Origin of the sequence: Chryseobacterium angstadtii (genome assembly GCF_001045465.1) — a bacterium.
Classification (GTDB): domain Bacteria; phylum Bacteroidota; class Bacteroidia; order Flavobacteriales; family Weeksellaceae; genus Chryseobacterium; species Chryseobacterium angstadtii.
On record NZ_LFND01000005.1, the window covers coordinates 326,401 to 340,669 of the forward strand.

Here is a 14,269-nt window from a genome sequence, read left to right on the forward strand (position 1 = left end):
TTTTTAAGGTTAATTCCTTAAATTTTATTCTTTTCCAGCTTTATGACTGTTCTATTTTTTTAACAAAAATTCCACGAACGACACTGTTGAAAGGCCGTGACATTCGTGGAATTCGTAGAAAAAGACTAGTTTTGCAGAATTATAAATGCTAAAAAAACAATTCTAACCATGAAAAAAATTTTATTATCGTTAGCTGTAATAGCTACGAGCTGTGTATTTGGTCAAATCAACCTTGAACATTCTTTCGCGGATAATGAAGATGTATTTGTCTATAATAAAGACAATTCTACTCTGTATGTATCAAAAACTTCTGATAACAAGATCAAAATTTATAATTCAAATTATACTTTACAAAAGACCGTCAATGTTCCAATGCCTGCTAATCATGGAATGTTTTATTCAGGATATTTTGGAGCCAACTCTTTCTTTATGTCCAAGCATATTTTCAACACGGATGATAAATATGAATTTATGGTTGAAACCTATTTTCAGGATACAGTAACAGGAAATATTACTTACAAGCTTCTGCTAATCAATGAAGACGGTAATCTGATTAAAGACTTCCATCCGAATCCATCCTCTAAACAGTCCTCTGAAAATTTTGAAGTGTATCACGATAATGTCAATAACACCAACAAATTGATTGTTCATAATTGGGTGAACGGATCTACCAATCAGTTTGATGTTTATGCATTATCTACTTCTACACTGACATCAAAGGAGATTCAGTTACAAAATAAATTAGCAGCATTCCCAAATCCGGCCAACAAAGTTCTGAATATTATCAATCTAGGAAACGGAGCTAGTAAAGTTCAGGTTTATGATACTGCAGGAAAACTGGTGATCAATAAAACATTCAGTTCTAATGATAGCAAAATTTCTGTTGATGTTGAAACTTTAACGAAAGGAATTTACATCTATAAAATCGGAGATTTCAGTTCCAAGTTTATTAAAAATTAAAATCTGATTAAATCGATATTCAGTATAAAACACCTCAAACCGGGGTGTTTTTTTATTCTGTTTGAATGAATAAAAAAATAACCTTCGTTTTATCCGATCAATGCTTACTTTTGTTTAAATATGTATACTCCATGATAAAAATCAATGCCGAAGCTCAATATCCGGTTTCAGAAACTCTGTTTGTCTTTGCTTTGGACTCGGAAGCAGGAAAGGCTTTTGACGGGAAAAATAAATTGGTAACGGGAATAGGCAAAGTAAATGCGGCAATAGAACTGACTAAAGAAATTCATTTCAGAAAGCCCAAACTGATTGTAAATCTGGGATCTGCAGGCAGTAAAAACTTTAATAAGGGTGAAGTAGTCTGCTGTACAAAATTTATTCAGAGAGATATGGATGTGAGAGGTCTTGGTTTCAGTCTTTATGAAACACCGTTATCCGGAATTCCTCCTGTACTGGAATATGGTCTTCAGATGAACGGCCTGGAAGAGGGTGTTTGCGGCAGCGGCGATAGTTTTGAGATGAATCATTCCGAAACAGATTATAATATTGTAGATATGGAAGCCTATCCGCTTGCCCTGATTGCAAAGCAGGAGAATATTCCTTTTCTGTGCCTGAAATATATCTCCGATGATGCAGGAAGTGATGCCGCAGATGACTGGGCTGTTCAGGTACATCTGGCTTCTGAAGCCTTTAAAAAACTACTTTTCACCGAAAATTCGGATCTGCTCAAGACTAAATGATCTGCTTTCTGATCAACCGGATAAAACAATACTTATGAGTGAAATATTAAAGCAGCAGCTACTAAATGTCATTGAAATCTCTGATCAGGAATTTGATTATATTTTAAGTCATTTTACCTATAAAAAATTGAAAAAACATCAGTTTCTTGTTCAGGAAGAGCAGCAGGTTATGGATGATTATTTTATTCTGTCCGGTTGTGTAAAATCTTATTATACCGACGCGGCAGGAAAGGTTCATATTATTCTTTTCGGAACAAAAGACTGGTGGATTACAGATTATGAGGCCTATTACTATCAGAAGGCAGCCACATTGAATATAGACTGTATAGAAGATACGGAAGTATTATGTTTAAGCAATAACAATCGTGAAAAGCTCTGTAAAGAATTGCACAAAGTTGAACATTTTTTCAGAAAAAAAACCAACCGCAGAAATGTATCCCTGCAAAAAAGAATTCTTACTTTACTGAGCAGCAGTGCCAGGGAACGCTATGAAAAATTTCTTTCAGATTATCCTGATCTTGTTCAGAAACTTCCCAAACATCTTCTTGCTTCTTATTTAGGAGTGACCCGTGAAACGCTAAGCAGGCTTTATACCTTAAAATAATGTGATACAGATCACCATTTAAATGTGAGGTGAATCCTTTCAAAAGGCTGCTTATATTTCCAATTTTGTCACAGAAACTTTAATACATAAAGACAATGACAAAATTTAGTATTCAGCCTGAAAGCAGTACAGTGAACTGGACAGGCAAAAAGATCTTAGGACTTCACACAGGAACCATCTCTATCGAAAGCGGTTACCTGAGCTTTGAAAATGAGGATCTTACCGGAGGGGAAATTGTAATTGATATGAAAAGTATCATTATTACGGATATTAAAGATCCTAAAATAAGCCAGGACTTTCTTGATCATCTGAATCATGATGATTTTTTTTCCACACATCAGTTTAAAACAGCAAAACTGGTCATTACCCACGCAGAAAAAACAGAAGAAAAGTATAAGATCACCGGTGACTTAACCATTAAGGATATCACAAATCCTGTAAGTTTTATCACTTCCGTAGAGATTTTTACAGATTTTCTTCATGCTCTTGGAGAAATTGTGATAGACCGCACACTGTACAATATGAAGTATGGCTCCGGTAAATTTCTTCCCAACCTTGGGGATAAATTGATTCATGATGATTTTGTACTTCAGTTTAAGTTGATCGGACAAAATTCAATGCCATGAACTGGAAAAACACACCATTCACAAAAATATTCGGGACTGAGTTTCCTATCATTCAGGGACCGTTTGGAGGAAAGCTTTCTTCAGTGGAACTTACGGCTTTGGTTTCTAATGCCGGCGGTTTAGGTTCTTTTGGTGCCCAGCCTTTTTCCCGGGAAGAAATGATCAGTATTTCAAAAGAAATCAGGCGGCAGACCAATAAGTCATTCAATCTTAATCTTTGGGTAAAAGACAGGGATGAGGATATTGATCTGTTTCAGAAAGAAGAATTTGAGAAAGTCATTAAAATATTTCAGCCGTATTTTGAAGAAACGGGAATAGAACCACCTTCATTTCCGCTTCCTACCAGCCCCGGTTTTGAAGAACAGGTAGAGGCTCTTCTGGACATTAAGCCTTCTGTCTTCAGTTTTGTTTACGGTATTCCTTCTGAAAATATTCTGGAAAAATGCAGGCAGCTCGGCATTAAAACCATGGGAACTGCTACCACACTGGATGAAGCCATTGCCATAGAAAATGCAGGTGTGGACGCTGTGGTTGCTTCCGGTTCTGATGCAGGAGGGCACAGGGTTGCATTTCTGGAGCAGGCAGAAAAGTCTTTGGTAGGAACATTTTCACTCATTCCTCAGGTGGCAGACCATGTCCGGATTCCCGTTATTGCAGCCGGAGGAATTGCCGATGCAAGGGGAGTGAAAGCTGCTTTCAGCCTCGGAGCCGATGCCGTGCAGATCGGAACGGCATTTTTAGCCACAAAACAGTCGGGAACCAGCAATATTCACCGGAAATTACTGTTTTCCGAAAACGCAAGATACACCACACTCACCAAAGTATTTACCGGAAGACTTTCCAGAGGTATCAGAAACCGCCTTACAGAAGAATTGCATGAAGTACAGCATGCTCTGGCTCCATATCCTCTTCAGGGAAAAATTACAGGAAAGCTCGGAGCTTATCCTGCCAACACAGAAGCGCACCCGGAATTCAAATCTTTCTGGAGCGGGCAGGCAGCTCCGCTGTTGAAACACCATGATGCACAGGTTTTTATGACGGGTTTAATTAAAGAGCTCAACAGTATCATGTAACGCAGAAAATACCGGCTATCTAAAGAATATTTCCATGAATTATCCGTAATTTTACTTGATTAATCACTACTGGCCCTTACTCTTTTTTATTTCTACTTTTTTAGACAGACTCTTAGTTTTTTAGGTTTAAGACAACCAGGAAATTTGGCTTCACGCCTTATTAAGCGGACATTTTATCCAGGTAATTTCATCAGTGACTTTGCTTATTCTGAACAAAATAAAGTAAACTGTAAAATTTAGCATAAAAACACCTCACACCGGGGTGTTTTTTTATTCTGTTTCAATGAATAAAAAAAGAAATAACCTTCGTTTTATCCGATCAATGCTTACTTTTGTTTAAATATGTATACTCAATGATAAAAATCAATGCCGAAACTCAATATCCGGTTTCAGAAACCCTGTTTGTCTTTGCTTTGGATTCGGAAGCGGGAAAGGCTTTTGATGGGAAAAATAAATTGGTAACGGGAATAGGAAAAGTAAATGCTGCTATAAAATTGACTAAAGAAATTCACTTCAGAAAACCCAAATTGATTGTTAATCTGGGGTCTGCAGGCAGTAAAAACTTCAGTAAGGGTGAAGTGGTCTGCTGTACGAAATTTATTCAGAGAGATATGGATGTGAGAGGTCTTGGTTTCAGTCTTTATGAAACTCCGCTATCCGGAATTCCTCCTGTTCTGGAATATGGTCTTCAGATGAACGGACTGGAAGAGGGTGTTTGCGGCAGCGGCGACAGTTTTGAGATGAATCATTCCGAAACAGATTATAATATTGTAGATATGGAAGCCTATCCGCTTGCCCTGATTGCAAAGCAGGAGAATATTCCTTTTCTGTGCCTGAAATATATCTCCGATGATGCAGGAAGTGATGCCGCAGATGACTGGGCTGTTCAGGTACATTTGGCTTCTGAGGCGTTTAAAAAGATATTGTTTTCATAATACAGGTTTACGGAAATTCAGCAGCAGTTTTCTATATGATTTTAAATTCCCGACTGACTTGATATGAAAGTTACTTTTTATGAGCCCAAGCATCCCTTGCTTAAAAAATATATGCAGGGCTATTATTTTATAGAAAAAGATGATAGTGATCAACCGATCAGATATCTTACGTTTCCGGACAACTATTTCATTGTATCAGCTTCTAAGGATGTGACCGTGAGTGTAAGAAAGGGATGGGTAGAGGTGTACAGATCCTTAACAGAAAATTTGGAGATGGACTTTGTTTTCAGATGTTCTGTTCCTACTGAAATTTTTTATCAGCAGTCTGTGGATGAAATTACTTTTTACTTTAAGCCATTGGGGATTTATCATTTCTTTGAGGTAGACGGGTGTGAAGTTTTAGAAGAGCATATTCAGCTCTCAGACCTTAAAGAGATGTTAGCTAATGTTTTAAATGAGCCGGACAGGGAAATACAGATCAAAACACTGGAAGATTATTGGCTTTCAAAATTCAGGGAGAAAGATTTGGCGTTGGCATACTCCATATTGACCGATTTTGAAACTGAGCTCAGCATCGAAGAAATTGCGGCAAAAAATGGTATAACGAGGCAGTATCTCAATAAAATCTCTAAACGTTATCTGGCTAAACCTGCCTCAGAGTTCAGAAAAATCCAGAGATTCCGTAACGCTTTGATATCCAATAAAACGGCCAGAAATCTCACAGAGCTTTCTTATGAAAATCTTTTCTATGATCAGTCACATCTCATTAAAGACTTTAAGGAGTTTACTAAAATAAGCCCCAAGAAGTTCTTTGAACATGTAGATACGAGGAAGAATAATATCTGGCTGTTCATCTAAGTTTCCATTTTTACAATTTATTTTTTTTCTATTGAAATATTTTTGCTGAAATCTTAAATCTAATTTCAATGAAAAAAATACTCATCGCAATTTCTCTTTTCTATTCTCTGGTTTCCTATGCTCAGAAAGAGGATATCAAAACGGTACTGTCTGAGATTACAGAGAAAGTGAAGAGCCATTATATTAATAAAGAAACTTACAAAAAAGTAGATTCTTTACTTCAGAGCGAATATAAAAAGGGAACTTTTAATAACCTGAATAAGAAAGACTTTTCAACATTTATCACTCAAAAATTAAGAACAGATATCAAAGACAAACATTTTTTCTTTAAATATCTCGATCAATACAGTCCTGAAAAGCTGGTAGACGAAAAGCAGAAAGAGAAAGAAAATGATTTCCACAACAGTCTTGAAAATTTTGGCTTTGAAAATGTGCTCCGGATGGAAGGTAATATTGGTTACATCAATCTTAAAGGTTTTGCAAGTGCTAAATCCAGTGAAAAAACATTGGCGGCTGCCATGAATTTTGTTGCCAACACCAATTCGCTCATCATTGACCTGAGAGAAAACGGTGGCGGAGATAATGAAATGCTTCTGTTGTTCTGTAGTTATTTTTTTGATAAAAAGACTGATCTTTATACAACCTACTTCAGGAATAAAGATAAAACGGTCATGAACAGCACACAACCTAAAGTTTCCGGACAGAAATACCTTCATAAAAAGGTTTATATATTGACCAGTGAAAAATCTTTTTCTGCGTCAGAAGGTATGGCTTTCTTTTTACGGGAGCATAAAGTAGCTGAAGTTATTGGAGAAACAACAGGTGGCGGTGCCAATCCGGGAGAGCATTTCATCCTACAAAATAAATATTTCCTTTTCGTTCCGGCAGGAGAAGTAAAGTCGGTTATAAGCCATAAAAACTGGGAACAGGTAGGAGTGACTCCAGATTTGGAAGTAAAACCTGAAAACGCTTTAAAAGCCGCCCATATTAGAATTTTAAAAGATATTCTGAAAACAGGAACAAGAACAGAGCTAAGTATACTTGAAATAAAAAATCTTATTAATAAATTAGAGCAATAAAAACCATAATATGTCGTCAATAATTATCCATAAAGCTTCAGCCGAAGATCTGGAAACCATACAGGAGGTAGGAATACAGACGTTTTTGGAAACCTTTTCAGAAAGCAATCCGGAAGAAGCTATGAAAGAATATCTGGAGAAAAGCTTCAGTACGGAGAAAGTGGGATCGGAATTAAACAATCCGGATTCTTATTTTTTTATTGCCTGGGAAGAAGATACGTCTGTGGGATACCTGAAATTAAATTCCGGTGCGGCACAGACTGAACTGCAGGATGATACTGCTCTGGAGATCGAACGTATATATGTGAAAAAAAGCCATCATGGACAAAAAATAGGACAGCTTTTGTATGATAAAGCGATGGAAGTAGGCCATAAACTAAAGAAAAATTATTTATGGCTGGGAGTTTGGGAAAAGAATCTGAAAGCACTCAGTTTCTACAGAAAAAACGGGTTTGAAGAATTCGGGAGTCATACATTTACGCTGGGAAATGATGATCAGACCGACTTAATGATGAAGAAGATTTTAGATTAATTATAAATCAGTTTTGAAAGAAATCAACTGACAAAAGCTTCAACCCGGGTTGGAGCTTTTTTGTTTAATCATTCATAGAAATAACTTTATTTAAATTAATGTATATTGCTTTAATATAGTGTTTTATATTATTTTATTTAAAGTGTAATTAAGATGTGCTTATTTCAGATATATGCTCACTTAAAGCGAAGCTCATCTTAATCCTCTTAAAAACTTAAATATTCTTAATGGTTAAAAAAGTAAAAAAAAAATCCTTTTAAGCATTACACTTAAAAGGATCCATCATAATTATTATCAAATATTAATAAGACATTTAAATATTTTCAAAGTTTTTACCCAGATGTTCTTCAATGACGAAGAACGGGTCTTCCGTAAGCGTGTGGGCTCTCATTTCCATCAGACTTACTTTGCTCATCATACGAAGCATAATTCTTCTTTCGCAACGGTACTCTATACCATCGATGTTTCTTACTCCCGCTCTGAAAGCAGATCTTCCGTGGGCGCATAAGTGATTGTTCACCAATATAACATCTCCGGCCTGCGGTGTGAAACCTGAATAAATCAGATGTCTTGCCTCTTCCCAGAATTCATTCAGGTGATAATGAGCATCATCAGCCTGTCTGATACTTGGATTGAAAAGTTGTTCTGCGGCATCAAATCTCATGAAAGGAAGCTCATAATTACCGTAAAGAATGGCATCCAGTACTTCTTCTTCGTCAGTTCCTGTTTCCAGATTGGCATCTTTCGGAATTTTAAACTTACGCTCAAACAGAGGTCTGAAATTTTCACCGATAGATTCGTGGGAACGGATAGAATATAGAGTAGATGGCACCTGCTCTTCATTACGGATGTACATAAAGCTTAAAAAGTCCGCCTGATGTTTCAGAAACGCATCTTCTGTATGTACATAAAGATCTGTTGAGGATCCTGATCCGGTTTGGGTTTCCCTCATTTTTTCATCCGGAATAATGGCATGCATCAGTCCTCCGCCTTTACGCTGAGAATAATACTGTACAGGCTTGGATGGAAGCGCACCATGAATTAAGGCACAGGCAAAACCATATAGATTGAATTTGGAATAATCTGCGGACTGCCAGTTCGGAGGAGTAGTTCCTATACTTTCCTGGTCTATGTCCATTAATCCTCTGAATGCCAGTGCTCCATACTGATTTTTTGAGAAGTCGCTGGCAAAATCAGCTGCTATATGTAAAATTCTTTCCGGTAAGAAATAAGAAGCCAGCTGATGTACGTGAGTAATAAATTCTCTGTTTTCATAGCTTCCGTATTTTCTCTGAAGATGCTCTGCCGCATCTTGTATCATTCTTCTTTCCTGAGAGGTGATCTCAATGACTCTGGGAAGCAGTTTTACCGCGGTAATACTGTCTTTATCTAAAATTTCTGTAGAATTCATTAAAAAAATATTTGGTGTGTGAATATAATTTTTATATTTGTTTTTAATTATTCTAAATAATAATAGCGCCATCAAATTTATGAATAATTTACGAATCTCCAAATAAAAAGTAAAAAAAATGTAAAATTTAAAAACTTGACTGTCAGGCATATACATCTATATGTCACCCAACTGCAAACAACTTATTGATTTAAAAAATCACCTTACAAATACGTATATGAACAACAATCAAATGCCAGCCGGAGAGATCCTGGAAGGCTCCTTACCTCACATTTCGGGGAATTTTGGAAATATTTTTCATTCTGATAATTATGATCATTATCGCACCGCTGTAGAAGATACTTTAGACCTTGTCGGAAAATTTCTTCACAGAAATGTTAAACCTTTCAGCGGAATAGAAGCTAAAGAAATGAAAGGTATGGTAGAGCAGATAGACCTTAATCAAAAACTATCTTCATACCAGGAACTTCTTCAGGAAGTAGATACTATATATGTAAAGCATGCCACAGCTTTTCACCTTCCTCAATATGTGGCACACCTTAACTGTCCTATCGTAATTCCTGCACTGGCCGGAGAGATCCTTGTAAGTGCTATCAACTCTTCTCAGGATACTTATGACCAGAGTGCCGGAGGAACCTTTATGGAAAGAAAGCTGATCGATTGGACAGCTGCACAATTAGGATACAGCGCAGAAACAAGCGACGGTGTTTTCACGGCAGGCGGATCGCAGAGTAATCTGATGGGACTCGTGATGATGCGCGACTGCTTTTCTCAGAAAAGATACAGCCACAATATCAAACTGGATGGGCTTCCTCCGCAGGCAGGGAGATTCAGAATCTTTGTTTCGGATAAATCTCACTTCAGTAATTTAAAGAATGCCTCTATCATGGGATTAGGCGAAAAATGCATCGTTAAAGTTCCTACAGATGAAAGATTCTGCATAGACATTGCGCTGCTTAAAAAATACATTAAAAGAGAAGAACAGATGGGGAATATCCCTATCGGAATCGTAGCAACTGCCGGAACTACAGACTTTGGAAATGTAGATCCTCTGGAAGATATAGCCAATATTGCAGAACAGTACAATATCTGGATGCATGTGGATGCCGCTTACGGATGTGCTTTGCTGTTAAGCGAAAAATACCGTCATCTTCTGAACGGTATAGAAAGAGCAGACTCGGTAACGATAGATTACCACAAATCTTTCTTCCAGCCCATCAGCAGCAGTGCTTTCATCGTTAAAAATAAAAGGGAACTAAGAATCCTGAAACACCACGCAGATTACCTGAATCCTGCAGAAATGGATGAAGAAGAAATTCCTGCACAGATCAACAAATCCATTATACAGAGTACCCGAAGATTTGATGCTTTGAAACTTTGGTTTACGTTAAGAATGATGGGGAAAGAGCAACTCGCAGAATACACAGATACGGTGATAGACCTTACCAAAGATGTTGCGTCTATGATTACTGAAAATCCTGACTTTGAACTGCTTTCGGATACAGATCTGAGCGTTCTGGTTTTCCGTTATATCAGAACCGATATTGAAGACCTGAATGCTTTGAACCAATATATCAAAATGAAGCTTTTCTACAGCGGGGAAGTTCTGGTAGCAAGTACAAAAGTGGATGGTAATTTCTACCTGAAATTTACCTTCCTGAATCCAATCACGACGACAGAAGACGTTCACCAAATTTTAAACAAAATAAAATCACATGGAGAAGACTTTGGTACAAACCAGTAATCTTACAGAAAAAGCACAGGAAATTACAGTCCGGATCCTGCTGAACGGAATGCTCCGCGAACTTGGAAACGGAAAATTTTATCAGGGAGTTCCGAAATACGATACACTTACCGCTCAGGCTTTGGAAAAAAATACGTCTCCATTGCACATAAGATTTGAGTTAAAGAAAAGTGAAGTCTTTTTATTCGCTCCGGTTTCTTACCGTTCCGAAAGTACTTTTCATAACTATGGAGACTCTTTATGGGTGGTGGACCATAAAAACCAAAAAGTGGAGGAAGCAGATGTTGATCAGTTGACAGCATTAGTGTACCGCGAGCTTTCAGAACAATTCAGTGAAAAAGGCTTAAATCTTTTTACCAAAAGAATCCACAGCAGCCTTAGAAACCTGGAAATGATCATGGAAGAAGGTTTACAGGAAAAAGATGCCTTAACCTATTCTTTCCTGGAATCTGAGCAGCAGCTTCCGGTGGGCCATAATCTCCATCCTTTTACAAAAGCAAGAATGGGCTTCTCAAGAGAAGAACAGCTTCTTTACGGGCCTGAATTCAACCAAGGAATTCAGCTGGAGTATTTTCTGGTTCATAAAAACAATGTTCAGGAAAATTCAGTTTTGGAACAGCCGTACAGCGAGTTTCTGAAGAGTATGGTTTCCTTACCGGAAGATCTTGAACATCAGTTTCTCAAAGAAAGTGAAAAACTTTCTGATTTTTATGTAGTTCCGTGTCATCCGTGGGAAGCTACCTATCTTTTGTCTATCAAAGAAGGCGCGGAAATGATTAAAGACCGCAGTTTAATCCGCATCGGTGCTTTTGGAGAAGAATTTTATTCAACATCTTCCATCAGAAGTATGTACAGCCAAGATATTCCGTGGATGCCTAAGTTTTCTTTAAATGTTCTTTTAACAGGATCTATAAGAATCAATACGGAGAAGGATCTGGCAAGAGGCTATGCATCCGCTTTATGGCGTAAACATGCTGGAACGGCATTTGAAAAAGATTTCAGCCAGTTTAAACTGCTTCTGGAGCCTGTAACATTGGGCGTTTATCATCAGGATAAAAATATCGAAAGCCTTAATCTGCTGATCCGTGAAAATCCGTTCCAGCCGGAAGACAAAATACTTCTATTGGCAAGACTGTGTCAGGACGAACCTGCAGACGGGAAAAACTTTATACAGAAATTCTTTACGGAAGTTTCCGAAAAGCTGGGAACAAGCCCGGAAGAAGCAGTTACCAGCTGGTTTGCAAAATATATTCAATTATTAATTACTCCTTTAAACCATTTATACAGCCGTTACGGAATGGCTCCTGAGGCTCATCAGCAGAACCTTCTTATTCAGCTGGACGATCAGTTGCTGCCGCAGACGCTGTTTGTAAGAGATGCACAGGGCTATTTATTAAGAGAAAGCGCAAGAGAACAATATACAGGCCTTTCAAAGGATTATCCTGAAATTGAGGACCTTTTCATCAGAGATGAGCGCCTTCTGGATATTATCTCTTATCATGTGCTGGTAAGCAATATTTCTGCACTGGTTGCGTCATTAGGAAAGACAGGATGGGTAAAAGAGAGAACATTGATCAACATCCTGCACAACGAATTCGAACAGATTCATCAGGAAACCCCTTCGGACTTTACGCGTTATGCACTTAAAAACCGTTATTGGGGCACTAAGACAAACTTTAAGGCAGTAGCTAACGAGATTGATGGAATTACCAGTGCCGGAGCTATTTCTTATGCTAAAGTTCCGAATCTTCTTCACCTGTATTATTTCTCAGATCAGCTGATTCATCCGAAAGGACAAGAAATCTTCTTTCAAAGGTATTTCCAGAAAGATGATGTTACCGTGACAATGAGACCAATAAACCTTGATGAAGATCTTGAGATGCTTCATGAATGGTTCAACCGTGAACATGCTGTAAAGATCTGGCAGATGAACTGGCCGATTGATGAGCTGGAAACGTATTACCGTCTGATGCTTCCAGGGGATGAAGCTCACAGTTATATCGTAATGAGCAACGGCGAGCCTACGTGTAATATTGAGATATACTGGCCATGCAGAGATATTGTAGGAGATTACTATGATGTGCTGCCAACCGATTACGGAACCCACCAGTTTATAGCACCTACAGATCCGAAGAAAAAATACGTTTCACCTTCCACACAATCTATGGTAGACTATGTTTTTGGCCAGCCCGAGGTTGGTAAAATGGTAGGGGAAGGCTCTGTAGATTCTCTGGCTTCTATGATGAACAAAGCCCATGTAGGCTTCAAGGTAGATAAAGTCATTGAAATGCCGCACAAAAAAGCCAATCTGAACTTCTGCTACAGAGAATGGTATTGGGAAAAATTCCCACAGAACAAAGACGTACAATTCACCGTAAAAATTACTGAACATGAATAATGAAACCATATATAATGTGATCGGAATAGGTATCGGTCCTTTTAATTTAGGGCTGGCTGCCTTATCCAATCCTATTTCTGAATTAAAAACACTTTTCCTTGACCAGAGAGATGGTTTCGACTGGCATCCGGGATTAATGATTGACCATGTAACGCTTCAGACACCATTTTTGTGCGACTGCGTATCTATGGCAGATCCTACCAATCCTTTAAGTCTTCTGAATTATCTGAAAGAAACAAACAGGCTGTATAAATTCTTTATCAGAGAAGATTTTTTCATCCCTCGTAAAGAATACAACCGTTACTGCCAATGGGTGGTAAGCCAGCTGCCACAGTGCCGTTTTTCCACTCAGGTTGTAGATATCGTGTATGAAGACGGATTATATCTGATTACAACGGTTCACACCAAAACTAAGGAAACGGAAGTATTTAAAACAGAAAGACTGATTCTGGGAACAGGAACACAGCCTCACATTCCTTCGTTTATTCCGAAAGAAGATTCACGTATCCTTCACACAAGTTCATACCTGTACCGAAAGGAAGAACTTTTGGCTCAGGGTAAAAAAATTGCGGTGATTGGTTCAGGACAGAGTGCGGCTGAGGTTTTCTATGATTTGCTACAGAGCCGTGACGAAAATACACACTTAGGCTGGTATTCACGTCCGGACCGTTTCTTCCCGATGGAATATTCAAAGCTGACGCTGGAACTTACTTCCCCTGATTACGTAGATTATTTCTACAGCAGAGGGGAAGAGGCAAGGAAAATCATTTTAAGCAAACAGCAGGCTCAGTTTAAAGGAATCAATTATGACCTCATCAACCAGATCTATGATTTCATCTATGACCTGAATATTGATAATGCAGATCCGAAACTGACCATTGTTCCAAACAGCCAGCTGGATAGAGTAGACAACAGCAGCCCGGGCCATTTAACTCTCGAATTCACGCAATTAGAGCAAGAAGTTCCTTACGAGCAGGAAGCGGATTATCTGGTGGTAGGAACAGGATACCGTTATCATGAACCTGCTTTCCTGAAGAATATCCAGTCCAGGATTAAGAGAGATTCCAGCGGATTATTTGCGGTTAACAGAAATTATTCAATAGACCATAATGGCGGCGAAATCTATGTGCTTCACGCAGAAGTGCACACGCACAGCTATATTTCTACCGATCTTGGAATGGCGGCTTACCGTAATTCTTATATCATCAATGATATTCTTGGAAGAGAATACTATCACATTGAAAAGAAAATAGCGTTCCAGGATTTTGATGTAGAAAAACATGCGGCTATGCCAACGGTCAAAATATAA

Annotated in this window: 13 protein-coding genes; 12 read left to right on the plus strand and 1 reads right to left on the minus strand. The window is 38.2% G+C overall.

The window, feature by feature from the left end; all coding sequences use genetic code 11:
- Nucleotides 1-168 precede the first annotated feature (168 nt).
- The 9 genes from ACM46_RS16450 (at nt 169) to ACM46_RS16490 (ending at nt 7,407) form a co-directional block, all read left to right on the plus strand.
- Entirely contained in the window at nt 169-960 is a 792-nt protein-coding gene (locus tag ACM46_RS16450) for a T9SS type A sorting domain-containing protein (RefSeq protein WP_048507761.1), read from the plus strand.
- 131 nt (nt 961-1,091) lie between these two features.
- The gene (locus ACM46_RS16455) at nt 1,092-1,700 is read left to right on the plus strand and encodes a 5'-methylthioadenosine/S-adenosylhomocysteine nucleosidase family protein (RefSeq protein ID WP_048507762.1); all 609 of its coding nucleotides are present in this window, start codon (nt 1,092-1,094) and stop codon (nt 1,698-1,700) included.
- Nucleotides 1,701-1,734: 34 nt separating this feature from the next.
- Nucleotides 1,735-2,304 carry a Crp/Fnr family transcriptional regulator gene (locus ACM46_RS16460; RefSeq protein WP_048507763.1) on the plus strand — a complete coding sequence of 190 codons (570 nt, stop codon included), beginning with the start codon at nt 1,735-1,737 and terminating at the stop codon, nt 2,302-2,304.
- Nucleotides 2,305-2,399: 95 nt separating this feature from the next.
- A complete protein-coding gene (locus tag ACM46_RS16465; protein ID WP_048507764.1) occupies nt 2,400-2,930 on the plus strand; it encodes a YceI family protein in 531 nt (176 codons plus the stop codon).
- A complete protein-coding gene (locus tag ACM46_RS16470; protein WP_048507765.1) occupies nt 2,927-4,003 on the plus strand; it encodes an NAD(P)H-dependent flavin oxidoreductase in 1,077 nt (358 codons plus the stop codon). Before ACM46_RS16465 ends, ACM46_RS16470 begins: the two co-directional genes overlap by 4 nt.
- Nucleotides 4,004-4,356: 353 nt before the next feature.
- The gene (locus ACM46_RS16475; protein WP_048507766.1) at nt 4,357-4,938 is read left to right on the plus strand and encodes a 5'-methylthioadenosine/S-adenosylhomocysteine nucleosidase family protein; all 582 of its coding nucleotides are present in this window, start codon (nt 4,357-4,359) and stop codon (nt 4,936-4,938) included.
- A gap of 63 nt (nt 4,939-5,001) precedes the next feature.
- Nucleotides 5,002-5,796, plus strand: a complete 795-nt coding sequence (locus ACM46_RS16480) for a helix-turn-helix domain-containing protein (protein WP_048507767.1) — start codon at nt 5,002-5,004, stop codon at nt 5,794-5,796.
- Nucleotides 5,797-5,864: 68 nt separating this feature from the next.
- Nucleotides 5,865-6,875: a S41 family peptidase gene (locus ACM46_RS16485; RefSeq protein ID WP_048507768.1), complete on the plus strand. Its 1,011-nt coding sequence runs from the start codon at nt 5,865-5,867 to the stop codon at nt 6,873-6,875.
- Between the two features lie 10 nt (nt 6,876-6,885).
- On the plus strand, nt 6,886-7,407 hold the full coding sequence (locus ACM46_RS16490) for a GNAT family N-acetyltransferase (protein ID WP_048507769.1): 522 nt from the start codon (nt 6,886-6,888) through the stop codon (nt 7,405-7,407).
- Between the two features lie 313 nt (nt 7,408-7,720).
- Here the strand turns inward: ACM46_RS16490 and ACM46_RS16495 are convergent, their stop codons facing one another.
- Nucleotides 7,721-8,818, minus strand: a complete 1,098-nt coding sequence (locus ACM46_RS16495; RefSeq protein WP_048507770.1) for a Fe(II)-2OG oxygenase family protein — start codon at nt 8,816-8,818, stop codon at nt 7,721-7,723.
- A 217-nt stretch (nt 8,819-9,035) separates the two neighbouring features.
- On the opposite strand from ACM46_RS16495, the gene ACM46_RS16500 reads away from it, so the two are divergent.
- From ACM46_RS16500 to ACM46_RS16510, 3 genes are read left to right on the plus strand one after another with little or no spacing between them, the layout of a single operon-like run.
- On the plus strand, nt 9,036-10,562 hold the full coding sequence (locus ACM46_RS16500) for a pyridoxal phosphate-dependent decarboxylase family protein (protein ID WP_053082718.1): 1,527 nt from the start codon (nt 9,036-9,038) through the stop codon (nt 10,560-10,562).
- Nucleotides 10,534-12,960: a GNAT family N-acetyltransferase gene (locus tag ACM46_RS16505; RefSeq protein ID WP_048507771.1), complete on the plus strand. Its 2,427-nt coding sequence runs from the start codon at nt 10,534-10,536 to the stop codon at nt 12,958-12,960. Before ACM46_RS16500 ends, ACM46_RS16505 begins: the two co-directional genes overlap by 29 nt.
- Nucleotides 12,953-14,269, plus strand: a complete 1,317-nt coding sequence (locus ACM46_RS16510; protein ID WP_048507772.1) for a lysine N(6)-hydroxylase/L-ornithine N(5)-oxygenase family protein — start codon at nt 12,953-12,955, stop codon at nt 14,267-14,269. Before ACM46_RS16505 ends, ACM46_RS16510 begins: the two co-directional genes overlap by 8 nt.

Coding starts and splice junctions, on each gene's coding strand:
- ACM46_RS16450 (WP_048507761.1), top strand. CDS start 169: ATGAAAAAAATTTTATTATCGTTAGCTGTAATAGCTACGAGCTGTGTA.
- ACM46_RS16455 (WP_048507762.1), top strand. CDS start 1,092: ATGATAAAAATCAATGCCGAAGCTCAATATCCGGTTTCAGAAACTCTG.
- ACM46_RS16460 (WP_048507763.1), top strand. CDS start 1,735: ATGAGTGAAATATTAAAGCAGCAGCTACTAAATGTCATTGAAATCTCT.
- ACM46_RS16465 (WP_048507764.1), top strand. CDS start 2,400: ATGACAAAATTTAGTATTCAGCCTGAAAGCAGTACAGTGAACTGGACA.
- ACM46_RS16470 (WP_048507765.1), top strand. CDS start 2,927: ATGAACTGGAAAAACACACCATTCACAAAAATATTCGGGACTGAGTTT.
- ACM46_RS16475 (WP_048507766.1), top strand. CDS start 4,357: ATGATAAAAATCAATGCCGAAACTCAATATCCGGTTTCAGAAACCCTG.
- ACM46_RS16480 (WP_048507767.1), top strand. CDS start 5,002: ATGAAAGTTACTTTTTATGAGCCCAAGCATCCCTTGCTTAAAAAATAT.
- ACM46_RS16485 (WP_048507768.1), top strand. CDS start 5,865: ATGAAAAAAATACTCATCGCAATTTCTCTTTTCTATTCTCTGGTTTCC.
- ACM46_RS16490 (WP_048507769.1), top strand. CDS start 6,886: ATGTCGTCAATAATTATCCATAAAGCTTCAGCCGAAGATCTGGAAACC.
- ACM46_RS16495 (WP_048507770.1), bottom strand. CDS start 8,818: ATGAATTCTACAGAAATTTTAGATAAAGACAGTATTACCGCGGTAAAA.
- ACM46_RS16500 (WP_053082718.1), top strand. CDS start 9,036: ATGAACAACAATCAAATGCCAGCCGGAGAGATCCTGGAAGGCTCCTTA.
- ACM46_RS16505 (WP_048507771.1), top strand. CDS start 10,534: ATGGAGAAGACTTTGGTACAAACCAGTAATCTTACAGAAAAAGCACAG.
- ACM46_RS16510 (WP_048507772.1), top strand. CDS start 12,953: ATGAATAATGAAACCATATATAATGTGATCGGAATAGGTATCGGTCCT.